The organism is Pseudomonas sp. GW821-FHT04D07, from assembly GCF_059420225.1.
In genome coordinates, this window is sequence record NZ_JBWKTH010000001.1 from 338,165 (window position 1) to 360,201 (window position 22,037).

The 22,037-nt window shown below is 60.8% G+C and carries 20 protein-coding genes and 1 tRNA gene; 13 read left to right on the forward strand and 8 right to left on the reverse strand.

The window, feature by feature from the left end:
• Positions 1-3: 3 nt before the first annotated feature.
• From AC07T0_RS01560 to AC07T0_RS01585, 6 genes are all read left to right on the forward strand, one after another.
• A complete protein-coding gene (locus AC07T0_RS01560) occupies positions 4-705 on the forward strand; it encodes an amino acid ABC transporter permease (protein ID WP_494999540.1) in 702 nt (233 codons plus the stop codon).
• Positions 705-1,451, forward strand: coding sequence for an amino acid ABC transporter permease (locus AC07T0_RS01565; RefSeq protein ID WP_494999541.1), 747 nt, complete (start codon positions 705-707; stop codon positions 1,449-1,451). The genes AC07T0_RS01560 and AC07T0_RS01565 overlap by 1 nt, the downstream gene beginning before the upstream one ends.
• A complete protein-coding gene (locus AC07T0_RS01570) occupies positions 1,448-2,176 on the forward strand; it encodes an amino acid ABC transporter ATP-binding protein (protein WP_494999542.1) in 729 nt (242 codons plus the stop codon). Before AC07T0_RS01565 ends, AC07T0_RS01570 begins: the two co-directional genes overlap by 4 nt.
• Positions 2,177-2,178: 2 nt before the next feature.
• Positions 2,179-3,219, forward strand: coding sequence for an amidohydrolase family protein (locus tag AC07T0_RS01575; protein ID WP_494999543.1), 1,041 nt, complete (start codon positions 2,179-2,181; stop codon positions 3,217-3,219).
• Between the two features lie 98 nt (positions 3,220-3,317).
• Entirely contained in the window at positions 3,318-3,998 is a 681-nt protein-coding gene (locus AC07T0_RS01580) for an RraA family protein (protein ID WP_494999544.1), read from the forward strand.
• 101 nt (positions 3,999-4,099) lie between these two features.
• Positions 4,100-5,374, forward strand: coding sequence for an MFS transporter (locus tag AC07T0_RS01585; RefSeq protein ID WP_494999545.1), 1,275 nt, complete (start codon positions 4,100-4,102; stop codon positions 5,372-5,374).
• Between the two features lie 630 nt (positions 5,375-6,004).
• On the opposite strand, the gene AC07T0_RS01590 is transcribed toward AC07T0_RS01585, so the two are convergent.
• From AC07T0_RS01590 to AC07T0_RS01610, 5 genes are all read right to left on the reverse strand, one after another.
• Positions 6,005-6,078 (reverse strand) — tRNA-Gly (locus tag AC07T0_RS01590).
• Between the two features lie 389 nt (positions 6,079-6,467).
• Positions 6,468-7,355 carry an alpha/beta fold hydrolase gene (locus AC07T0_RS01595; protein WP_494999546.1) on the reverse strand — a complete coding sequence of 296 codons (888 nt, stop codon included), beginning with the start codon at positions 7,353-7,355 and terminating at the stop codon, positions 6,468-6,470.
• Positions 7,356-7,673: 318 nt separating this feature from the next.
• Complete coding sequence (locus tag AC07T0_RS01600) at positions 7,674-8,366, reverse strand: 16S rRNA pseudouridine(516) synthase (RefSeq protein ID WP_494999547.1); 693 nt, start codon at positions 8,364-8,366, stop codon at positions 7,674-7,676.
• Positions 8,367-8,401: 35 nt separating this feature from the next.
• On the reverse strand, positions 8,402-8,620 hold the full coding sequence (locus AC07T0_RS01605) for a cysteine-rich CWC family protein (RefSeq protein ID WP_494999548.1): 219 nt from the start codon (positions 8,618-8,620) through the stop codon (positions 8,402-8,404).
• Positions 8,613-10,103 (reverse strand): sensor domain-containing diguanylate cyclase, encoded by a 1,491-nt coding sequence (locus AC07T0_RS01610; RefSeq protein WP_494999549.1) that lies wholly within the window; start codon positions 10,101-10,103, stop codon positions 8,613-8,615. Before AC07T0_RS01610 ends, AC07T0_RS01605 begins: the two co-directional genes overlap by 8 nt.
• Positions 10,104-10,272: 169 nt before the next feature.
• Here AC07T0_RS01610 and AC07T0_RS01615 point away from each other — a divergent pair, with 169 nt between their 5' ends.
• The gene (locus AC07T0_RS01615; RefSeq protein WP_494999550.1) at positions 10,273-11,115 is read left to right on the forward strand and encodes a cache domain-containing protein; all 843 of its coding nucleotides are present in this window, start codon (positions 10,273-10,275) and stop codon (positions 11,113-11,115) included.
• A 25-nt stretch (positions 11,116-11,140) separates the two neighbouring features.
• Here AC07T0_RS01615 and AC07T0_RS01620 read toward each other — a convergent pair whose 3' ends face one another.
• Together AC07T0_RS01620 and AC07T0_RS01625 are read right to left on the reverse strand one after the other, a co-directional pair.
• The gene (locus AC07T0_RS01620) at positions 11,141-12,625 is read right to left on the reverse strand and encodes an MDR family MFS transporter (RefSeq protein ID WP_494999551.1); all 1,485 of its coding nucleotides are present in this window, start codon (positions 12,623-12,625) and stop codon (positions 11,141-11,143) included.
• Positions 12,622-13,527 (reverse strand): LysR family transcriptional regulator, encoded by a 906-nt coding sequence (locus AC07T0_RS01625; RefSeq protein WP_494999552.1) that lies wholly within the window; start codon positions 13,525-13,527, stop codon positions 12,622-12,624. The genes AC07T0_RS01620 and AC07T0_RS01625 overlap by 4 nt, the downstream gene beginning before the upstream one ends.
• A 181-nt stretch (positions 13,528-13,708) precedes the next feature.
• Here AC07T0_RS01625 and AC07T0_RS01630 point away from each other — a divergent pair, with 181 nt between their 5' ends.
• On the forward strand, positions 13,709-14,323 hold the full coding sequence (locus AC07T0_RS01630; protein WP_494999553.1) for an NAD(P)-dependent oxidoreductase: 615 nt from the start codon (positions 13,709-13,711) through the stop codon (positions 14,321-14,323).
• A gap of 115 nt (positions 14,324-14,438) precedes the next feature.
• Here AC07T0_RS01630 and AC07T0_RS01635 read toward each other — a convergent pair whose 3' ends face one another.
• On the reverse strand, positions 14,439-15,323 hold the full coding sequence (locus AC07T0_RS01635) for a LysR substrate-binding domain-containing protein (protein WP_494999554.1): 885 nt from the start codon (positions 15,321-15,323) through the stop codon (positions 14,439-14,441).
• Positions 15,324-15,465: 142 nt separating this feature from the next.
• Between AC07T0_RS01635 and AC07T0_RS01640 the strand changes: the two genes are divergently transcribed.
• The 5 genes from AC07T0_RS01640 to AC07T0_RS01660 all read left to right on the forward strand — a co-directional run bounded on the left by AC07T0_RS01640 (position 15,466) and on the right by AC07T0_RS01660 (position 22,026).
• Positions 15,466-17,103: a 5-guanidino-2-oxopentanoate decarboxylase gene (locus tag AC07T0_RS01640; RefSeq protein ID WP_494999555.1), complete on the forward strand. Its 1,638-nt coding sequence runs from the start codon at positions 15,466-15,468 to the stop codon at positions 17,101-17,103.
• Complete coding sequence (locus AC07T0_RS01645) at positions 17,103-18,551, forward strand: aldehyde dehydrogenase family protein (RefSeq protein WP_494999556.1); 1,449 nt, start codon at positions 17,103-17,105, stop codon at positions 18,549-18,551. The genes AC07T0_RS01640 and AC07T0_RS01645 overlap by 1 nt, the downstream gene beginning before the upstream one ends.
• A 388-nt stretch (positions 18,552-18,939) precedes the next feature.
• Entirely contained in the window at positions 18,940-20,043 is a 1,104-nt protein-coding gene (locus AC07T0_RS01650; RefSeq protein WP_248794483.1) for an extracellular solute-binding protein, read from the forward strand.
• Between the two features lie 229 nt (positions 20,044-20,272).
• On the forward strand, positions 20,273-21,181 hold the full coding sequence (locus tag AC07T0_RS01655) for an ABC transporter permease (RefSeq protein WP_494999557.1): 909 nt from the start codon (positions 20,273-20,275) through the stop codon (positions 21,179-21,181).
• Entirely contained in the window at positions 21,178-22,026 is an 849-nt protein-coding gene (locus AC07T0_RS01660) for an ABC transporter permease (RefSeq protein WP_494999558.1), read from the forward strand. The genes AC07T0_RS01655 and AC07T0_RS01660 overlap by 4 nt, the downstream gene beginning before the upstream one ends.
• The last annotated feature ends 11 nt before the right edge of the window (positions 22,027-22,037 follow it).

Here is a 22,037-nt window from a genome sequence, read left to right on the forward strand (position 1 = left end):
TTGGTGTCAATTTTCAATGGTTTTGCCTCACTGCTGCAGGGCGATTACCTGAGCCTGTTTCTGGGCGGGATCTTCGTTACTCTGCAGCTGTTTTTTATCTCTGGAGTCCTGGCCTTCCTGTTGGGCTGTTTGCTCATGGGGATTCGCCTGATTCCTGGCAGCGCCGGAAACCTAGTGGTTTCCACGTTCGTTGAATACCACCGAAACGTGCCGAGTCTGGTGCAGCTTTTCGTTTGGTATTTCGGCGTGCCTCAGCTTCTGCCCACGCATCTGCAAGATTGGGTAAACGGCCATGGAGGGGAGGTGATCTTCGCGATCATCGCTCTTACTCTCAATGCTGCGGCGTACATCTCTGAAGACCTTCGCAGCGGATTCCGTTCGCTTCCTCGTGGACAGACGGAGGCTGCGCGAGCATTGGGGATTTCCTACGTTCAGACTCTGCGCAAAATCCTGATACCTCAGGCTATCAGAGCCTCTGCTCCGTCAATGGTGAACCAGGCGCTCGTGCTGTTTAAGTCGACTGCTTTGGCGATGGCGATTGGTACGGCTGAGATGATGTACATCACCCGGCAGATCGAGGGTGAGACCTACATGACCTTCCAGACCTTCGCCGTGGCGAGCCTTTTTTACCTGGCTGGCTCGTGGAGCATCATGGCGCTCGGCGCGTTGTGGCAACACCGGCAAGAACTGAGGATGGCTAGATAATGCTGGAAATTATTCAAGACTACGGGGTGCTGCTGTTGGTCGGCCAGTACCCTAACGGGCCATTAGGTGGCCTGGCGCTCACTGTCATTCTAGCGTTGGTCAGTTTGATTGCATCCTTTCCTTTGGCTATCGCCATTGGCCTGGCGCGCACTAGTCCGATCAACCCAGTCCGGAAGGTGGCGATGGGGTACACCTACGTCATCCGTGCAGTACCACTGCTGCTGTTGATCTTTTGGACGTACTTCGCAGTCCCACTGATCACTGGAGTGAACATCTCCGGCACGATCACCATGGTTGTCGCCTTAGTGCTGTACGAAGGGGCATACCTTGGAGAAGTCGTCCGAGCTGGGATCAATGCGGTTCCGAAAGGTCAGGTGGAAGCAGCTCGCGCTATTGGCATGACGTACTGGCAGACGATGTGGAAGATCGTACTTCCGCAAGCGCTCTTCAACATGCTCCCAAGCATCCTGAACCAGTTCATCCTGATTACCAAAAATACCTCCCTCGCGTACCTGATTGGGACTCAGGAGGTGACTTTTGCTGCGTACCAAATCAATAACCAGGTGCTGACCAAACCATTTGAGGTCTACGCCTTGTTGGCCGCGATGTACTTCATATTGTGCTTCTCCCTGAGCCGGCTTGCCAAGTGGGTTGAGCAGTCAATTCAGAAGAAACGACTGGGTACGTATAACGCCGTTTCGGAGAGCAAAAACAGCAGCCAGCTTCTCGTAGGGGAATCAAAATGATTGAGTTCAAAAACGTAAACAAGTGGTATGGCCCCTACAAGGCGCTCAACGAAATCAACGAGACCGTTGCGGCTGGAGAAGTAGTGGTTGTCTGTGGCCCGTCGGGTTCGGGTAAATCTACCTTGATCCGGACTGTGAACCGACTGGAAGAAATTCAAGCCGGCAGCATCCTGATCTCAGGCGAAGATGTGCACGGGCAGAAGCAGGATCTCAACGCAATGCGGAGCCGAATCGGTTTCGTGTTTCAGCAATTCAACCTTTTCCCGCACATGAGCGTTCTGGAGAACGTCATGATTGGGCCTACAACGGTGCTCAAGCGCAGCAAGCAGGAGGCTGAAGTCAAGGCTCGCGATTTACTGGCAAAGGTTGGGCTGGCTCATAAAGCAGACGCCATGCCGCCTCAGCTATCTGGTGGCCAGCAGCAGCGCGTGGCGATTGCCCGTGCATTGGCGATGGAGCCGCCGGTGATGCTGTTCGATGAGCCAACTAGCGCACTCGACCCTGAAATGGTCGGTGAAGTGCTTCAGGTCATGAAGGATCTGGCTGCCGAAGGGATGACGATGATCTGCGTGACCCATGAGATGGGATTTGCTCGGGAAGTCGCAGATAGGATCTGGTTCATGGATGTCGGAGAGGTTCTGGAACGTGCCGCACCTGACCAGTTCTTCAATGCCCCAAACCACGCAAGGGCGGCGAAGTTCATCTCGGATATTCGGGCTCACTGATTATGACCGGGACTGACACGTTGGCGGTTTCATCGCCTCATATCCTGGTACGCCCTGAGTGGCTGCGCCAGTGGGATGAGCCGGTACTGGAGCCTGAGCTCGAAATCATCGACGCCCACCATCACCTCTGGGATCGCGCTTCCGGCAGATATTTGTTCGAGGATCTTCTGCAGGATGCCTACTCGGGCCACAACGTGCGGGCTTCCGTTTATGTCCAGTGCAAGACGATGTTCGATATCTCACGACAGGAGCAATTCCGATCGGTTGGAGAGGTGGAGTTTGCCAACGGTGTCGCGGCTTTGTCTGCCAGTGGGCAGTACGGTGATTTTCGAGCTTGTGCTGCGATCGTTGCTGGAGCTGATCTGACCCACGGTCTTGCGATTGCTCCGGTGCTGGAGGAGATGATCGAGAGGGCCGGGCCAAGGCTTCGCGGCATTCGCAACACGACAGCTTGGCACGCTGATCCGGCGATCGTCACCAATCCGAATCCACCGCCTGCTGGGCTATTGAAAGAGCAGCATTTTCGCCGAGGTGTTTCCTGTCTGGGGCGTTATGGGTTGTCCCTGGATATTTGGGCGTACCACACCCAGTTGGGTGAAGTGCTGGCATTAGCCAAAGCTTTTCCCGACTTGGTAATCGTTCTTGACCATATAGGCGGGCCACTTGGCACTGGTCAATACCAAGGGCGCAGGGATGAGGTGTTCAGCGAGTGGGCAGATTCGCTCTCAAAGCTGTCTCGTCTTCCCAACGTTGTGGTGAAAATCGGAGGGCTGGGCATGAGTGTCGGAGGCTTCAATATGCACCAACGCTTAACCCCTCCCAGCTCTGAAGAACTGGCCCTACTTTGGGACCCGTACATTATGCAGTGCATTGACTTGTTCGGAACCAAGCGATGCATGTTTGAAAGCAACTTTCCAGTGGACAAGGGTATGTACTCGTACAAGGTTCTCTGGAATGCGTTCAAAAGGTTGACCAAGGAGTTCAGCCAGTCGGAAAGAGCCGATCTGTTCAGCGGTACTGCAACTCAGATCTACCGGATGTAGCTCGTTATTGGAATTACAACATTTGCTTGCGTGGAAGTTGGCCGTGCCTGAAAGGGTATGGCATTGAATAACAAAATTTAAAATTATTGGAGAACATTATGTCTAATGGTTTTCGTGTGCTCGATCGTGTCCGTCAAGTCACTTCGGATCTAGTTGAGCGTTTCCGGGAGCTGCCTGTAGCGAACGTCAGCGACTCTATGAACCGCATGAGCGCAGGTGGAGCTCAGCTTCGTCCGATGCACCGCGACGGTGTCCTCGCAGGCCCGGCCATCACCGTCAAATGCCGCCCAGGTGACAACCTCATGCTGCACTACGCATTGGACATTGCTCAACCTGGCGATGTCATCGTGGTGGATGCCGGTGGGGATCTAACCAACGCCATGATCGGCGAAATGATGACGGCGTACGCTATCAAGAAGCAGGTCGCCGGTATCGTCATTTACGGCGCAGTACGCGATTCGCGTTCCATCCGTGAGTCCGATCTGCCTGTCTTCGCCCTAGGCGTTACCCATCGTGGCCCATACAAAGACGGCCCAGGTGAGGTGAACACCCCCATCGCGCTGAATGGGATGGTGGTGGAACCAGGCGACCTGATGCTGGGCGATGACGACGGCCTCGTCTGCGTGCCGTTTGCAGATGTTGAAGAAGTTTATGGCAAGGCGAAGTCCAAGTACGACGCAGAGCAGGCACAACTGCAGGCCATCGCAGCAGGTACCAATGACCGTCGTTGGGTGCTTGCCTCGCTCAAGGCGAAAAACTGCCCGATTCCGGAAAAATAACCTAATGGGTACGCGGCGCTGATTCAGTGGCCGGTACTCCGACCTAGTGCTGCCTAGCTCCGGGGAACACCGGAGTTGGGCAGCATCTTGAGGAGCTTAATTTGAATACCGAGGTCGCGAGATCATGGCCTGCTCCAGTGCGAGCGTTGGCCCATCGGGATTTTCGTTTTTACTTCTTTGGCCAAGCGTTTTCTCATCTTGGCAAGTGGATCCAGCAGGTAGCGTTGGCCTGGCTGGTCTATCACATTACGGGGGCGGCATCCCTTCTCGGGTTGGCGACTTTTTGCGCTCTTATACCCCAGCTTCTACTCGGGCCTCTAGCCGGGGCGTGGGCAGATAAACACGACAAGCGTCGCCTGCTGATGGTTGTCCTGGCGCTTCTTGGCGCTCAGTCGCTCGCACTGGCCATTCTGACCGCAACACACACGATCACTCCCGAGATCATCATCGGCATGTCTTTGTTGCTGGGCGTTTTCAACTCGTTAGAAAATCCGTTGCGACAGGCGATGATCGGCAATTTCATCGGCGACCGAAAGGATCTGCCCAATGGGCTCGCGCTGAACGCGATGTTGCTCAACGGCTCTCGCTTCGCGGGCCCGCCACTCGCAGGGTTACTGGTCGCAAGCACGGGTGAAGCGATCTGCTTTGCAATAAACAGTGTTGCCTTCCTAGCTCCGCTATGGGTGCTCTACAAGGTACCAGGCCGGCCAAGCATCAGAAGCAGCAAGCCATTGGGGGCAGTATTTCGCGAAGGGTTCACCTACAGTTTTGCAAACCCGGCGATCCGCATGCTGATGATCAGCGTGATCGCAACCAATATCACCGCGTCGTCTTATGCCACTCTGCTTCCGGTGCTCGCCAAGAACGTCTTCGTCGGTGATGCCCGGACGCTGGGTTGGCTCTGGGGGGCGGCAGGGATCGGGGCGTTCACAGCGACTGTCGTGTTGTCTCTACAGAAGGGCACGCAGCATCTGAAAGGGATGATCCTGGGTTGCATTTTTGCCAGCGCCTTGGGTTTGGCGGGGAGTGCGCTGACCGGCAACGTTGCTTTTTGTATGGTCTTGCTGGCGGTCGTCGGATTTGGGATAAGCGCGTCGAACGTCAGTTCCAACATCTCCCTGCAGAGTATGGCGAGTGATGCCTTTAGAGGCCGTGTCGTCGCTTTCTACATTTCCATTCGATTCGGCTTTGAGGCAGTCGGCGGGTTGATCGCTGGCGGATTGGCTAGCCTGATGGGAACTCAATACACCCTGATTCTAGAGGGGGTCGTTTTGGCGATCGTCGGTATTTGTCTTGTGGCCAAGCGAAGCAGCTTCGATCAGATGGCTGAAGCGGAGCATGTTAAGGCTGACCAGGAGGAACGATCTGTGGCTTAGCTGGAAATGTGACTCAGATGAATCGCCTAATCAAGGGGCGACAGACGCATTGCATTGACCTGGTTAAGGTAAGCTCCACTGCAACGCTGGAAGCAGACTGATGCGCGTCGCCCTGGCCTATCAGATTTCCTTAGAGCATTTGAGGCCGCTCTCGATAAAAACAGAGTAAGGAGATACGGATTCATTCCGAATAAATTCTCGATGTCGAACAACTCAACGGCTTCTCTGGTCAATTGTGCACTTGAGTTGGAGGTCGATGATCTAATCGACGGCAGCTTTGTGAAACGATTCCGTCAATGTGAGCGCGAAAGGAAGGCCGGTCAGGTGAAGGTCGATTGAGAATCTGATGCGGCTTGCCGCGGTTGGTTTTTTGGTCTCGGAAGAGGGGGAGGTGGCCATTCCTTTCACCCCCTGTCCACGAAGGCGGCTTTAGCTTTAGGCGTTTATTGAATAACTGCAGGGTGAGGTTGATCTGTCGAAGCGTCAGACTAGACGGAATCGACGGTGCACCAATTTTTTGAGATTTTTTCAGGGTTTTCGCGGCGCTAAGAATTCCGGCTGCGAGCTGGTTTTTACAGGAAAAAACAGAGGGGAGATGGACTGGAGTGCCCGGAAACACTGGAGGAGAGGTGGAGCGGGTAGAGGGAATCGAACCCTCAACTAAAGCTTGGGAAGCTTTCGTTTTGCCACTAAACTATACCCGCATTACGCGCTTCACGGTACACCAACGGGGGTTGTCCAATAAAAACCCTCGTTATCAGCTTGGGAAGCTGGAGTAATGCCATTATACGACACCCGCTCGGACGGCTGACTTTGTACCAGATGTGGCCGGGGATTTGAAGTTTTTCTTTGAAAATCTGTGTTTTAACAAGCACGTCGGGTCGGCGGTCACGCACGCAAGGCCAATACCCGTCAGTAAGCGCAAGCGCGGTTCCTGTCGGTTCCAGGCTTGCCTGCGAGACTTCTGGTGGCCACTCGGGCCTCTTCGCTGCGATGCGGCGTCCCGACAAGCCTGGCTCCTACAAGGGGTTTGCGTCCATCACGGGATTTGTGTCCGTTCGCAAGAACGCTGCAAACCCGTGATAACCCTCGTTCACATGGCCTGTGCATGGTGCTCCTGAACGTGTCGGTAATACCGCGATCGGCTTTCCTGATGCGTCGGCTTGAGGAACTCCAGCAGCGCATGACGGCTGTCGCGGCAGGCGGACTTGTGCTCCATGTCGAGAAAGTGCCCGGTGCTGCGGATGGTGCTGAACTGGCTGTGGCGCACATGCTGACCGAATTGCAACGCATCGCTGGGCGAGGTGTATTCGTCCCATTCACCATTCATGAACAGCACCGGTACGTCGATCTGTTTCGCCGCCGTCAGATAGCACAACTGGTCACTGCTGAGCACCTGGCTGATATGGAAGTGCATCTGCCCGTATTCATGCTCGGCCAGGCTGCTGACGTGCCGGTAGTTGTAGCGCTTGAACAGCGACGGCAGGTGCTTGCCGATGGTGTTGTTGACCAGATGGCCCATGCGGTCGCGGTCGCAGGCGCTCAGGTAGTCGACGCCCCGTTCCAGATAGTCGCGCATCGGTTCGCTGAGCACCGGTGAGAAGGAGCTGATCACCGCCTTCTCGATTCGCCGTGGCCGGTGCGCCAGGGCAACCAGGGTCGCCGCGCTGCCCCAGGAAAAGGACATCACATGCTCAGCGCCGAAATGGTCGATCAGCTCCAGGAGGATCTGCCCTTCGATTTCCTTGGTCAGCATTCTTTCGTGACGGTTGTGCGCCTTGGACTTGCCCGCGTAGGGCTGGTCGTAGCACACGACGTTGTATTGTGGATGCAGGTTCTTCACGGTCTGTGCAAACGACGCAGTGGTAGCCAGCGAACCGTTGACCAGGATGATGGTCTTTTCTGCGGCATCTGCGCGATAGAACTCCGTGTAAACCCGATACTGACCCTGTATATCCAACACAGCGATTTCTGGCCTCATGTCAAAGGACTCCTGGCAAGCGGGTATGCGCGCAACGAACTGTGCACGATTTATATGACAGGTAGGCATTCGCCTGGAATGTTGCAGGCCCATGTCGGTCCGTTGAAGCCTGGCCGACGGGTGTTGTTATAGGCGGGCAATCTGCCGCAAAGCGAGAGCCGGTGGGCCTCGCAGTCGACAAAGAGTTTCTTGGTATAGCAGCGTGACTCATCAGTCATATTTCGGCTGACGGTCTGATTCAAGCAGGCGTACGTTGATTGCGCAAGGAACGATTTGTCATAAGTTAGTGACTTCTGCCGAGCGGTCGTCGTCGTGCGCTCAGATCCAGCCGATTTCTTCGGCCTGCAACGGGCGATAGTGCCCAGGGGCCAATTGCTCATCCAGCACCAGCGGTCCCATGGCTTCGCGGTGCAGGCGCAGGACCTTGTTGTCGAAGTGGCCGAACATGCGCTTGACCTGGTGATAACGACCTTCGACGATGCTCAAGCGGGCACTGCGCGGGCCGAGCAATTCCAGCGTGGCGGGCTGGGTGGTCAGGTTCTCGAAAGCAAAATACAAGCCACGGGCGAAAGTCTCGGCGTATTCAGCGCCGATGAGCTGTTCGGTCTCCACGTAGTAGACCTTGGGCAGTTTGGTCTGGGGCTGGGTCAGCCGGCGCGACCACTGGCCGTCGTTGGTCAGGATCATCAGCCCGGTGGTGTTGAAATCCAGGCGGCCGGCGATGTGCAGCCCAACGGCGTCGGGCGCGTCGATCAGGTCGAGGACGGTGCGGTGCTCGGGGTCGCGGGTGGCGCTGACGCAGCCCGGCGGTTTGTGCAGCATGAAGTAGCGCGGCGGGCAGCCTGCCTGCAGCACCTCGTCGTCGACTTCGACCTGGCTGAACTCTCGGACCTCATGATGCGGATCGCTGATGCTCAGGCCATCGACTCTGATCCGTTTTTGCACCAATAACAGGCGCACCTGTTGGCGGTTGAAGCGGGGCAGGTTGCTGAGGAAACGGTCAAGGCGCATGGTTGAAGGCTTTCGGCGTGGGTGGGCATTTTACGTCATGGCGCCGGTTGTGGGGGCGCCTTCAGCTGCTTATCCACTTGCGCGCAACGCGGACACAGGCAGGCGGCGTTGCGCAGTTCGGCCGGCAGGGTTTCGAGTAGCGCCGGGTCGATGCTGACGCTGTAGCACCAGCAGGGCCGGTCGGCCGTGCGCGGGTCGGCCAGGGCGCAGTCGTTGCGCGCACCGCAGGCCGGACAAAGGCTGGGGTCATTCATGGGCGGATTTCAGCAGGTCGCTGCAGACGCGGTTGCGTCCGCTCTGTTTGGCTCTGTACAGCGCATGATCGGCCCGGGCCAGCAGGCTGTGCAAGGTGTCGTCCTGTTGGAGTGAGGTCAGGCCGATGCTGACGGTCAGTTGCAGGCTCTGGCCGTTGTAGCTGTAGCCCTGTTGCTCGATATGTCGGCGAATTTTCTCGGCGATCAGTTGGGCATTGGTGCTGTCGGTGTCCTTGAGCAGGACAATGAATTCCTCGCCACCCCAGCGGCAGATAATTTCCGACTGGCGCAGGCAACTCTCCAGGTCTCGGGCAAATCCGCTCAGCACGGCATCGCCCGCAAGGTGGCCGTAGCTGTCGTTGAGTTGCTTGAAATGATCCAGGTCCAGCAGCAGCGCGGTCAGCGGCTTGGGTTCGCGTTGGGCCTCATGCAGGGCCTGGGCCGCCAGCAGGTCGAAGCCTCGGCGATTGGGCAGCCCGGTGAGGCTGTCGAGTGTCGCCAGGGCCTGGATCTTGCGCTGGTAACGCTGGATCACGCGGTTGAGCAGGGCCAGCACGATCAGGCTCACCACCAGGCAGATCAGCAGGTTCAGGTACAGCGACTGGCGAATCCCGCTGAGGGCACTGTCCTCGCGCTTGTCGACGAACAGGTACCAGTTCAACTCTGGAATGAAGCGCACATTGAGGAAGTGCCCCTTGCCGTCCGAGTCCGTGTATTCGTAGCTGCCATCGTGGGGTTTGGGCAGTTTGGCCTGTAGGTTCTTCATGCTTGCCAGGTCGTTCAGCGACTGCCCGGCCCGGGCGCCTTCGGGGCCGCCATCGGCGCCAGTCAGCACCAGGCGACCGAAAGTGTCGACGAAGTAGACGCTGCGCTGGTAGCGCTGCTGGTACTTGTCCATCAGCTTGACCACCGCGTCCACGGTCAGGCCGACGCCGGCAGCACCGATAAAGTGCTCGTCGTAGTCGAAGACCTTGTAGTTGATGAAGAAGGTCAGGCGATTATTGTTGGCGGTGTCCGGGTCGACATTGATCTCGTAGGGGGCCTGCATGTCCCGCACACGGAAGTACCAGAGGTCGTTGGGATCGTCGATGCGGACTTTCTTCAGCACGCCCTTGGCCTGGTAGTAGGTCAGGTTGCTGTTGGAGACGAAGAAGGCGGTGTAGGCGCCGTAGTGGGTCATGACTTCGTTGAGGTAGCGGGTCATCTGCTCCGGGTCGCGTTCGCCGGCCACCACCCAGTCACGCATAAAGGTGTCGCGGGCCATCATCGAGGAAATCAGGATCGGGCGGACCAGGTCTTTCTGGATTTCCGAGTAGACGGTGTCGGAGGTCAAGGGCAGTTCGGTATTGACGATGCCGTCGCGGATCGAGGTGCGCGAGGCGTAGTAGCTGAGCAGGGAGGTGGCGAGGAAACCGCTGGCCAGCAGGGCGGTCAGCGTCAGGATCAGCGAGCGTTGCGAGTAGAGCACTGAGCGAAGCGGCATGACGATTCCGTAGGCGGGTTCCCGATGGACGCATTCTAGTGGTGCGGATAAAAAATGCCCGCACATTTTGCGCAGCGGTCGGGGCCCTCCACCTCGGCTTGCTGAATGCTTCCGTATAGGCTGTGGCGGTCTACGCTGCTGGCAGACCAACAGGAACGAGGGGTGCACCATGGGGTTTGGCTTAACACGGGCCTTGTCAGGCTGTTTGATGTTGCTGTGCCTGGGGTCGGCGCTGGCGGCAAGCGTACCGCCGGATGAAGCGCCGGCGGCCAGGGCGCTGCTGGAAAAGGCCGTGGCTTACTACCGCGACCAGGGTGACAAGGCGTTCGCCGCGTTCAGTCGCCAGGGTGAATTCGTCGATCAGGACCGCTATGTGTTTGTGGTCGACACCCATGGCGTGATGCTGGCCAGCGGCGGCCCCTCTTCGGCACTGATCGGGCGTGACGTGTCCGAAGCCCTGGGTCTGGATTTGCGCAAGGCGTTCAAGGACAGGCTCAAGACCCCTGAAGGTGGCGGCATCCGTGAGGCCGAGTATCGCTGGCAGAACTGGAATGATGGCAAGGTCGAGCGCAAGCGGGTGTTTTACCAGCGCGTCGGCGAGCGCATCCTGGCGGTCGGTTATTACCTGCCTCGGGCCTCGCCGCAGCAGGCCGAAGCTTTGCTGGCCAGGGCGGCGACCGATCTGGGCAAGGACAAGCAGGCCACGCTCGAGTCGATCAATGCCCTGGGCTTCCTGGAGGATGACCTGTATGTCTTCGTGGTGGATCTGAAAACCCATCGTTACCTGGCCCACGGGACCAACCTGCGACTTGTGGACACTGACTTCAGCAAGGTCAAGGACCCCGACGGCAAGCCGGTGGGGGCGCCGATCCTGGCAATGATGGCCAAGCAGGAGCGTGGAGAGTACGAATATCGCTGGAAGAATCCGGTGACCGGCAAGATCGAGGACAAGCATGCCTACCTGAGAAGGGTCGGGCAGTACCTGGTGGCGGTCGGGTATTACAGCCCTTGACCACCCCACCAGGCGAGCCTTGCGATCAGTGGGTCTTGTCGTCCCGCCCGCGCAACACGTTGTTCGGCATCGCCAGCGCCGCCGCCAATCCCAGCAGGGCGATGGCGGCGCTGATCAGCAGCAGATGGCGGAAGCTCAGCAGCAGTTCCCCGCGCAGGGCATCGCGCGCCGGGCCTTCAGCGCTGTTCAGGCCTTCGAGCAAGGCATTGCCCGAAGCGCCAGCCAGGTGCGTCAGGCTGAAGTCCTGCAACAGCGCCAGCAGCAACGCCGACATCAGCGCCACGCCCATTGCACCGCCGAGGGCGCGGAACAGGTTGGTGGTGCTGGTGGCGACGCCGATATCACGTTGTTCCACGGAGTTCTGCGTGCCCACCAGCGAGGTCGGGAACTGCAGGCCGCCGGCAATCCCGCAGAGCAACATGAACAGGCTGCTGAGTAGTACCGCCTGGGGCGGGGTAAACGCCATGCCGAGAATGCTCAGTGGCATCAGCAGCGCCCCGCTCAGGATCAGTGGTTTGTAGTAGCCGGTCACCGAGGTCCTGCGTCCGGCAAAGTAGGCCCCCATGGGCAGCCCCATCGCCAGCGGCAGCAGGTGCAGGGCCGCGCTGTCGGCGCCGGCGCCGGTCACGCTCTGGAAACGCAGGGGCATCAGCACCGTGAGCGAGATCGTCTGGAAGCTGGTGAAGAAGATCGTGCACCAGCACAGCAGGGCGTTGCGGTTGAGGAACAGGTGCATCGGCAGCAAGGGTTCGGCCGTGCGCCGTTCGTGCAGGACAAACAGCCACAGGGCGCTTAGCGCCGTAACCAGCAGGCCCAGCACCTGGCTGTCGTTCCAATGGTGGCCTTGGCCGATGACGGTGATGCCCAGCAGCAGGGCGGTCAGGCCGATGATCATCAGGACGGTGCCGAGGTAGTCGATGATCGGTTTGCGCTGTGGTATCGCCAGGCCGACCAGGGTGCGGTGGGCCACCCACCAGGCGCCCAGGCCCAGTGGCAGGTTGATCAGGAAGACCCAGCGCCACGACAGGTACTCGGTCATATAACCGCCGAGCACCGGCCCGGCGACGCTGGCCAGCGCATACATGCTGCTGAAATAACCCTGGTAACGGCCGCGTTCGCGGGGCGCGATGATGTCGCCGATAATCGCCTGGCTGACCGAAATCATGCCGCCTGCACCGATGCCCTGGATGATCCGCGCCAGCACCAGTTGCTCCATGCTCTGGGCCAGGCCGCAAAACAGCGAGGCGAGGGTGAACAGACCCATGCCGAACAGCATCAGCCGACGTCGACCATAGAGGTCGCCGAGCTTGCCGTAGATTGGTACAGCCACGGTCATCGCCACCATGTAGCCGGAAATCACCCAGGCCAGCAGGCCGACATCCTTGAAGCGGGCGGAGATGGCGGGCATCGAGACGGCGACAATCGTCTGGTCCAGCGCACCGAGGAAAATCGCCAGCATCAAGGCAATCAGGATACTGCGAATCGCCGGCTTCGTTTGGCCAGTCCTCATAATCCCTCATCCCAGAGCGGCGTTTCGGGAAAGTGCTGCACCAGGAAGTCGAGCATGCTGCGCAGCGCCGCCGGCATGTGTTTGCGCGAGGCGTACACCGCGTAGATGTTCATCCGTATCGGTTCCGCCAGGGGCAACAGCCGCACCAGTTCGCCCCGCTTGATATAGGCCCCGGCCTGGTAGGTGGGCAGCATCGAGATACCCGCCCCGGCGATCACCGCCTGCATCAGGGTCCCGGCCTCGTTGGCGCTGATATTGCCCTGTACCGGCACGGAAACCTGTTCGCCATCCTGCTCGAAATGCCAGAGGCTCTTGCCGAAGTAGGAGTGGGTCAGGCAATTGTGCCGGCTCAGTTCCTCCACCCGCTGCGGCGCCGGATGCTCGCGCAGGTAGGCCGGAGAGGCACAGATCACCGAGCGACAGACAGTCAGACGGCGGGCGATCAGGTTCGGGTCCAATTCGTTGCTGGTGCGAATCGCCAGGTCGATACGTTCGTCGACCAAATTCACCGTGCGGTCGAGCATCTGCAGGTCGACACTGACGCCCGGGTAGCGCTTGACGTATTCAGCGATGGCATGGGCCAGTTGTGCCAGGCCGAAGGAGGTGCTGACGCTGATCCGTAGTATCCCGCGCGGCGCCTCGTCAGGTTCGCGGACGGCGGCCTGCAGGTCCGTCGACAGCTCCAGCAGTTGTCGGCAGCGCGGCAGGGTTTCGTTGCCGGCGGCGGTCAGGCTCAGCTTACGGGTGGTGCGGTGCATCAGCCGGGCGCCGACCCAGTCCTCCAACTCCGCGAGGTAGCGCGACACTACCGGTCGCGACAGGTCCAGATGGTCGGCCGCCGCCGACTGGCTACCCAGGTCGACCACCGTGACGAAGACCCGCATTGCCGTAAGACGATCCATGATTTGCCCACTTTCAGAAACAAACTATGTTTCAGCATCGCATTTTTTGTATTGGTTCGGGCAACTAAGCTCTGTTCATCGCCCTCACGGCCAACAGATTTTGTAGATCGGCCTCCCTGCTCCCTGGGTGGGAAGGCGCCCCTCGACGCACAGCGTCATTCGATTGGAACTGGAGAGTGTCATGAGCAAGATTGCAATCATTGGTGCCAGCGGACGTGCCGGTAGCCAGTTGCTGGAAGAAGCCCTGCGGCGCGGCCACAGCGTGACCGCCATCGCCCGCAACCCGGCGAAGATCACTGAGCGAGCCGGCGTGGTGAGCAAGGCGGTCGATGCGCTGGATGCCGCTGCGCTGGAAGCGGCGATTGCCGGTCACGATGTGGTGATCAGCGCCGCGCATTTCGCCACGCTGCCGGCCGCAGCGGTGATCGCTCCGGTGAAGCAGGCCGGAGTCAAACGCTTGCTGGTGGTCGGCGGGGCCGGTTCGCTGTTGTTGCCGGGTGGTGGTCGGGTGATCGACAGTCCGGGCTTTCCGGCGGAGTACAAGGCTGAGGCCAGTGCCGGTGCGGAGTTCCTTGAGACCTTGCGTCAGGAAAAGGAACTCGACTGGAGCTTCCTGTCGCCGTCGGCGGAGTTTGTCGAGGGCGAGCGTACCGGCCATTTCCGTCTGGGCAAGGACGACCTGCTGGTGAGTGCCGAAGGTCGCAGCTGGATTACTTTCGCCGACTACGCCATTGCCCTGTTGGATGAAGTCGAGAAACCCGCGCATTCGCGCCAGCGGTTTGCTGTCGGCTACTGAGTTTCAGCGATACCTTTTGCTATCTGTAGGAGACGGCTTGCTGGCGATGAACGATAACGCGGTCCGTCTGGGACAGCGCAGCGTCTACATCGCCAGCAAGCTGGCTCCTACAGGTTTAAACTCGCTCCGCCGCCTGTGCCACCAGCCACTCCATCAGTTCCCGCAACTCTGGCGCCGTCCCGGCCCGCTCCGGGTAGACCAGGTAGTACGCCTGTCCGGTGCGCACCCGCAAATCGAACGGCATAACCAGTCGTCCAGCGCTCAGGTCCTCGCCGATCAACGCCCAATCACCAATCGCCACGCCAGTGCCCTGGGACGCCACGCTCATCGCCAGGTCCAGGGTGTCGAAATGCTGTCCCTTGCCGATATTACTGACCCGCGCGCCCGCTACCTTGAGCCAGGCTTCCCAATCCCGCTGGTCGCGCGTGGGATGCAGGAGCATATGCTGCTCAAGGTCGGCGAAGCTGTGCAACGGCACCGGACCTTCCAGCAGTTGCGGCGAACAAACCGGCGTCAGCTGTTCGTCGAACAGGTGGTGAGACGCCACCGAAGGTCCCGGCGGCGCGCCATAGACCACGGCGGCATCGAATTCCTCGCGGCGGAAATCCACCGCATGCTGCACCGTGGTGGTCAGCTCCACGGGCACGTCCGGGCGCTCCTTCTGCCATTGCAACAGGCGTGGCAGCAGCCAGCGCATCATGCAGGTCGGGGCTTTGAGCTGCAGGGCCTCGCGCCGGGCGCCAACCTGATCCACCGCCTCGTCGATCAGGTTGAACACCTGCTGGATCCGTGGAAACAGTTCACGGCCCTGGGCGGTCAGGCTCAGGCCACGGGCCTGGCGCTGGAACAACGCATAACCGAGGTGACTCTCCAAACCGGCGATCTGCCGGCTCACCGCGCCCTGGGTGATGTGCAGCAGTTCGGCCGCGCGGGTGAAGTTGCAGCACTGGGCGGTGACCAGGAAGGTATGCAGAGCGGGCAGCGGTGGCGGACGTTTCATGGGAGGGCAGCTCAGGCATGACGACAGGACATGCCTAGTATGACTATTTTTGCCTTGTGCCCGCCATCGGCCAAACGCTCCAATACCCCTATCGCCGTGCTCATCGGCAGCATGGCTTATACGAACAAGAAGGGCGGGACAGATGGCGACGTGCGGCGAAGTATTGGTCAAGTTACTGGAAGGCTACGGGGTCGAGCAGGTGTTCGGCATTCCTGGCGTGCATACCGTGGAGCTCTATCGCGGGCTGGCGTCGTCGCGCATCGAGCATGTCACGCCGCGCCATGAACAGGGCGCCGGTTTCATGGCCGACGGCTACGCCCGCACCAGCGGCAAGCCGGGAGTGTGCTTTATCATCACCGGCCCCGGCATGACCAATATCACCACCGCGATGGGCCAGGCTTATGCCGATTCGATCCCGATGCTGGTGATTTCCAGCGTGCAGTCGCGCAGTCAACTGGGCGGCGGGCGCGGCAAACTGCACGAATTGCCGAACCAGGGCACGCTGGTGGCGGGCGTCGCGGCGTTCTCCCACACACTGATGTCGGCGGCCGAACTGCCGGCAGTGCTGGCCCGGGCCTTCGCCCTGTTCCAGGCCGGGCGGCCGCGTCCGGTGCACATCGAGATTCCCCTCGACGTGCTGGTGGAAAACGCCGATGCCTTGCTCGATAGCCAGCCGGTGCAGATCACCCGTGCCGGTGCCGCCCCGGCGGCGATCGCGCAAATGGCCGAACTGCTGGCCAAGGCTCGCCATCCGCTGATCCTCGCCGGTGGCGGTGCCATCGATGCGGCAGCCGCGCTGACCCGACTGGCGGAGCGACTGGAGGCACCGGTGGCCTTGACCATCAATGCCAAGGGCATGTTGCCGTCGCGCCATCCGTTGCTGATCGGTTCGACCCAGTCCATGGTCGCCACCCGCGCCCTGGTGGCGGATGCCGATGTGGTCCTGGCCATTGGCACGGAGCTGGCGGAAACCGACTACGACATCACCTTTGCCGGCGGCTTCGAGATTCCCGGTACCTTGTTGCGTGTCGATATCGACCCGGACCAGACCGTGCGCAACTATCCGCCCAAGGTCGCGCTGGTGTCCGACTCGCGGACAGCGGCCGAGGCGCTGCTCGCGGCTGTCGAGGGCCAGGCGCTGGCTGATCGTCAGGGCGATTGGGGGCCGCAACGTGCCGCTACCTTGCGCGCGGAACTGGGCGCTCTCTGGGATGCACCGACCCGCGCCCAGACGCAATTCCTCAACACCGTTCTCGACGTGTTGCCGGAGGCGGTGCTGGTGGGCGATTCGACCCAGCCGGTCTACACCGGCAACCTGACCCTGAACCCGGAGCACCCACGTCGCTGGTTCAACTCGTCCACCGGCTACGGCACCCTCGGTTATGCCTTGCCGGCGGCCATCGGTGCCTGGTTGGGCGGTGCCCGTGAGCGCGGCCAACGGCCTCCGGTGGTCTGCCTGATCGGCGATGGCGGTTTGCAGTTCACTCTGTCTGAACTGGCCAGCGCGGTTGAGGCGCGGACCCCGATCATCGTGCTGCTGTGGAATAACCAGGGCTACGAAGAGATCAAGAAATACATGGTCAATCGCGCCATCACCCCGGTCGGCGTGGATATCTACACCCCGGACTTTATCGGCGTGGCCCGGGCCCTGGGCTGCGTGGCCGAGGCCGTTGCCGGCGTCGAAACCTTGCGTACGGCACTGGAGGCCGCCGCGGATCGCCAGGGGCCGACCCTGATCGAAATCGACCAGCGATTGTGGATGGAAGGGGAGGCCTGGTGATGAACGTGCAAATGAATCAGGACGGTCTCTACATCGACGGCCAATGGCGTTCCGGCAGCGAGCAGCTACGGGTGATCAATCCGGCCACCGAGGCTTTGCTTGGCAGCGTTTCCGGTGGTGATGGGCAGGCGGTGGAGCAGGCGGTGAGCGCGGCGTGCCGGGCTTTCGCCGTTTGGTCGGCGACTACCGGGGCCCAGCGCGGTGCCGTGTTGCGCAGGATTGCCGAGGGCGTGCGCGAGCGCCGCGAAACCCTGGTCCAGCTGCAATCGAGCAACAACGGCAAGCCGCTGTTCGAGGCGGGCATCGATGTCGATGATGTGATTGCCACCTTCGAGTATTACGCGGGCCTGGCCGAGACCCTCGACGGGCAGCAGGACAAGCCGGTCGAGTTGCCCAGCGACGCTTTCGCCGCCCATGTACGCCGCGAGCCGTGTGGGGTGGTGGGGCTGATCGTGCCGTGGAACTTCCCGATGGTCACCACCGCCTGGAAGCTGGCTCCGGCCCTGGCCGCCGGTTGCTGCGTGGTGCTCAAGCCGTCGGAAGTCACGCCATTGCCGGAGTTGGAACTGGCCGCGATCATCGCCGACAGCGGCTTGCCGGCCGGGGTCTTCAACCTGGTCTGTGGCACCGGCCTGGCCGTCGGCGCGCCACTGGCGGCCGACCCCCGGGTGGCGAAGATTTCCTTCACCGGCAGCAATGCGGTGGGGGTCCAGGTGATGCAGCGGGCGGCGGAAACCGTGAAGGGTGTGAGCCTGGAGCTGGGGGGGAAATCGGCGTTGCTGGTGATGGCTGACGCCGACCTCGATCTTGCGGTGGAGCTCGCCAGTGGCGGCGGTTTCTTCAACGCCGGGCAGATGTGCTCGGCCACCAGCCGGGTGTTGGTAGCGGAGGAGATCGCCGATGAGTTCCTGCTGCGCCTGACCGCGCGGGCCGAAGCCATTCGCGTGGCGGACCCGTTCGACCCCGAGGTGGAAATGGGCGCGCTGGTCAACCAGGCGCAATACCAGCGTGTGCTCGGCCATATCGACCGTGGCCTGAGTGTCGGCGCTCGGCTGGTCTGTGGCGGCGGACGTCCGCCGGAGCTTGCGCGCGGCTATTTTTTGCGGCCGACGATCTTCACCGAAGTGCCCCTGGACAGTGCGTTGTGGCGTGAAGAGATTTTCGGCCCGGTACTTTGCGTGCGCAGTTTTGCCAGCGAGGCCGAGGCGTTGGCGCTGGCCAACGACAGCGAGTTCGGTCTGGTGGCCAGCGTGGTCAGCCGCAGTGACGAGACCGCGCAGCGGGTTGCAAATGCCTTGCAGGCCGGGCTGGTGTGGATCAATGCGCCGCAGGTGATCTTTCCGCAAACCGCCTGGGGCGGCTACAAGCAGAGCAGCCTGGGCCGTGAGCTGGGGCCTTGGGGGTTGCAGGCGTTCCAGGAGATCAAACACGTGATTCGCGCCCTGTAGAAAGCTTTCGGGCCGTGGAATCTTGACGCCGCCGCACACCCTGTAGGAGCTGGCTTGCCGGCGATGAGGCCCGAACGTCTTGCATCGATCGTTCGGACGCCATCGCTGGCAAGCCAGCTCGTACAGGAGTTTGTTGTGCCTGTCTGTTTTGTGTATCGGCGTGGGGTAGGTGTGGCCCCTGACAGGGCAACGCATGCCTCGAAATGAGGCATGCGCCGGGCGCATGGCTTCAATGACAAACTTTCGATTGTTGCCGGTTCCGGGCGACCTCAGGATGAACCTGCCGACTCAGCCACGACCCACGGTCCTCGGGGGCTCCAGCGAGATCGAAGACCGGCTGCAGACATTGCGACCGACCTCATACCTAAAAGAATAAAGGGAGTCCGAAATGGGCCAGTACGACCTGAACAGAAGGCAGTTTATCAAGACCGTGGGCGTCGCTTCGGTGGCCGCCGCCGCCATGAGCATGCCGTTTATCCGGGCCAACGCCAGCGACACCCGCTTCCAGGGCAAGACCCTGAAGCTGCTGACCTGGTCCGATGACACCGGCCTCGCCGCCCTGCGCAATATCGCCGCGACGTTCGAGGCCAAGACCGGCGCCAAGGTCATCGCCGACCGCACCGGCAGCACCTCGGAAATGGTCGCCAAGCTCAAGGCCGGCGGTGATCGTCCGCAGTACGACATCATCACCCTGGCCGGTGTCGGCGCCGAAGGCCTGGCCGCTGCCGGGCTGCTGGAAAAGCCCGATCTGAACCGCATCCCCAACCTGGTCGACGTGCCGGAAAAATACCGCACCGGTGCCAACGGCCACGGTATCGGCTACCTGCTCTGGTGCAACAGCCTGGTCTACAGCACCCGCACCGTGAAGGAGGCGCCGGACAGCTACGCGGCGCTGTGGGACAAGGACTTCGCCAGCAACCTGTTCCTGCCACCGCCGAACTGGACCGAGGCCATGGACCTGATCATCATCGCCGCCAAGCTGGCCGGCGGTGACGAGCACAATATCGAGCCGGGCTTCAAGAAACTCGCCGAGCTCAAGGACCGCGTGGTTACCCTCGGTGAAAACCCCAACCAGATCGCCGAACTGTTCCGCACCGGTTCTCTGGACCTGGGTGGCCTGTATGCGCCGGCGTTCTTTCCGAAACAGATCCGTGATCCGGCCTACGGCCTGGGCGCCACCTTCGGCATGAAGGAGGGCTTCTACACCGACCTGATGCTCTCGGTGATGCCGAAGAATCGTCCTGGCGATACCGACCTGGCCTACGCCTTTATCGACCATTCGCTCGACCCGCTGGTGCAGGGCAAGATGGCCGAAGATATCTTCAACGGACCGGTCAATGCCAAGGCGATCATCTCCGCCGAGGCGCGCAAGAGCCCGTATATCCTGACCCCGGAGCAGATCGCCGAGAAAGCCATCATGCACGACAACGCGTTCCTGGCGACGGTGCATGACCAGTGGATTCGCCGCTATACGGAAATCTTTTCGTCCTGAAGTTCAGGCGCAGGGGCCTTGGCGCTTTCGTGCTGGTTTTGAACCTGTCGCGAAACCTGTAGGAGCCAGCTTGCTGGCGATGGCGATCTGACAGTCAACATCCTTGTCGCCTGATAAACCGCTATCGCCAGCAAGCTGGCTCCTACAGGGGCCGTGTCAACCCTGGCGATGGGGTTTGTCCGCCAAGCTTCTGCCTTGTTGATGATTTCTCTCAGTCGAGACTCTTTTTATGGAACACCAACCTCTGACCCGGCCGGTCGGCGTGGCTTTGCCGCGTCCGATAGCGGGTATTTCGCCCACCGCCCGGGCCTGGCTTTTCCTCTCGCCGTCGATGCTGTTTCTCGCCGTGCTGATCCTCGCCAGCCTGCTGGTGCTGCGCATGAGCGTCGGCACCAAGGGCGCCGAATGGACCGGCTTCAGCTTCGCCAGCTACGCGCAGCTACTGGAACCCTACTACCTCAAGTCGTTGCTGCTGACCCTGCGCCTGGCGCTGTTCAGCGCAGTGATCGCGGTGCTGCTGGCGATCCCCGTGGCCTACACCATGTCGCGCCTGACCTCGCCATTTCTGCGCCGGATCTTCCTCGCCGCGGTGCTTCTGCCGCTGCTGGTCAACCTGCTGCTGCAAAGCTACGGCTGGCTGGTGATCCTCGGTCCTGGCGGGATGCTCAACCAGGCGCTGATGGGCCTGGGTCTGATCAAGCGTCCGATCATGCTGCTGTACAACCAGAACGGCGTGCTGATGGGCCTGGTACAGACCGCTTTCCCCCTCGCGGTACTGCCGATCGCCAGCGCCATGCGCGGTGTCGCGCGCACCTACGAAGAGGCCGCCGCGACCCTCGGCGCCAGCCGCTTCCAGGTGTTTCGCCAGGTGGTCTTGCCGATGAGCCTGCCGGGCATTATCACCGGCGCGACCCTGGTATTTGCCTACAACGCCAGCAGCTTTGTCGTACCCCTGCTGCTGGGCGGTCGGCGCGTGCCGATGCTGGCGGTGATGGTCCATGACCAGATTGCCCCGCTGATGAATTGGCCGGCGGCCTCGGCGGCCGGCGTGGTCCTGATCATCACCACCCTGGCGATCATGACCCTGTCCGAATACGTCACCGGCCGTCGGCGCCGGATGCTGGAGTCCTGCCAATGAGCCTGTTGTCGCACAAACGCCTGTCGATCCTGCCGGGGGAAACCGGACGCTTCGCCGGTATTCTCTCGGGGTTCATCCTGCTGCTGGCGGTGCTGCCGATCCTGACCATGATCGTCATGTCCTTCAGCGGCGCCTCGAACCTCGACTTCCCGCCCAGCAGCTACAGTCTGCAATGGTATCGGGCGGCCTGGCAGACCATCGTTTCGCCGGATGCCAGCGATGTACTGAGTCTGGGCAAGGCGATGACCACCAGCCTGCTGGTGGCCTGCCTGACCATGCTGTTTGCGACCCTGGTGGCGGTGCCCGCGGCCTATGCGCTGGTGCGTTGCGAATTCCGTGGCAAGGCCGTGGCCCTGCAACTGATGTCCCTGCCGCTGGTGTTTCCGATGGTGGTGTTGGGGCTGGCCTTGCTGCTGGTGTTCGACAGCCTGCCGTTCCAGATGAGCTTCTCGCGGCTGGTGATTGCCCACGTGATCCTGGCCTTGCCCTTCGTGGTGAAGAACTGCACGGCAGCCATGCTCTCCATCGGCAGCGAGGTCGAGGAGGCCGCGCGGATGCTTGGTGCTTCACCGCAGCGGGCGATTCTCGATGTGGTGGTGCCGTTGATGAAATCGGGGATTCTCGCCGGGATGCTGCTGGCCTTTATCGTCTCGTTCAACGAATTCACCGTGACCTATTTCCTCTACACCATTGACGTGATGACCGTGCCGATCTGGATGTACAGCCGCACTGTCTCGTCCCTGGACCCCACTGTTTTCTCCTTTGCCGTGCTGATCGTGCTGATCGACTTCGTCCTGATCTGGGCGCTGGAGAAGCTGGTGGGCGAAGGCGGCGTTTCCTTCTGATTTCTTGAGGT

Coding starts and splice junctions, on each gene's coding strand:
- AC07T0_RS01660 (WP_494999558.1), top strand. CDS start 21,178: ATGAGCCTGTTGTCGCACAAACGCCTGTCGATCCTGCCGGGGGAAACC.
- AC07T0_RS01575 (WP_494999543.1), top strand. CDS start 2,179: ATGACCGGGACTGACACGTTGGCGGTTTCATCGCCTCATATCCTGGTA.
- AC07T0_RS01635 (WP_494999554.1), bottom strand. CDS start 15,323: ATGAAACGTCCGCCACCGCTGCCCGCTCTGCATACCTTCCTGGTCACC.
- AC07T0_RS01650 (WP_248794483.1), top strand. CDS start 18,940: ATGGGCCAGTACGACCTGAACAGAAGGCAGTTTATCAAGACCGTGGGC.
- AC07T0_RS01570 (WP_494999542.1), top strand. CDS start 1,448: ATGATTGAGTTCAAAAACGTAAACAAGTGGTATGGCCCCTACAAGGCG.
- AC07T0_RS01655 (WP_494999557.1), top strand. CDS start 20,273: ATGGAACACCAACCTCTGACCCGGCCGGTCGGCGTGGCTTTGCCGCGT.
- AC07T0_RS01620 (WP_494999551.1), bottom strand. CDS start 12,625: ATGAGGACTGGCCAAACGAAGCCGGCGATTCGCAGTATCCTGATTGCC.
- AC07T0_RS01615 (WP_494999550.1), top strand. CDS start 10,273: ATGGGGTTTGGCTTAACACGGGCCTTGTCAGGCTGTTTGATGTTGCTG.
- AC07T0_RS01565 (WP_494999541.1), top strand. CDS start 705: ATGCTGGAAATTATTCAAGACTACGGGGTGCTGCTGTTGGTCGGCCAG.
- AC07T0_RS01605 (WP_494999548.1), bottom strand. CDS start 8,620: ATGAATGACCCCAGCCTTTGTCCGGCCTGCGGTGCGCGCAACGACTGC.
- AC07T0_RS01595 (WP_494999546.1), bottom strand. CDS start 7,355: ATGAGGCCAGAAATCGCTGTGTTGGATATACAGGGTCAGTATCGGGTT.
- AC07T0_RS01610 (WP_494999549.1), bottom strand. CDS start 10,103: ATGCCGCTTCGCTCAGTGCTCTACTCGCAACGCTCGCTGATCCTGACG.
- AC07T0_RS01640 (WP_494999555.1), top strand. CDS start 15,466: ATGGCGACGTGCGGCGAAGTATTGGTCAAGTTACTGGAAGGCTACGGG.
- AC07T0_RS01625 (WP_494999552.1), bottom strand. CDS start 13,527: ATGGATCGTCTTACGGCAATGCGGGTCTTCGTCACGGTGGTCGACCTG.
- AC07T0_RS01600 (WP_494999547.1), bottom strand. CDS start 8,366: ATGCGCCTTGACCGTTTCCTCAGCAACCTGCCCCGCTTCAACCGCCAA.
- AC07T0_RS01645 (WP_494999556.1), top strand. CDS start 17,103: ATGAACGTGCAAATGAATCAGGACGGTCTCTACATCGACGGCCAATGG.
- AC07T0_RS01630 (WP_494999553.1), top strand. CDS start 13,709: ATGAGCAAGATTGCAATCATTGGTGCCAGCGGACGTGCCGGTAGCCAG.
- AC07T0_RS01580 (WP_494999544.1), top strand. CDS start 3,318: ATGTCTAATGGTTTTCGTGTGCTCGATCGTGTCCGTCAAGTCACTTCG.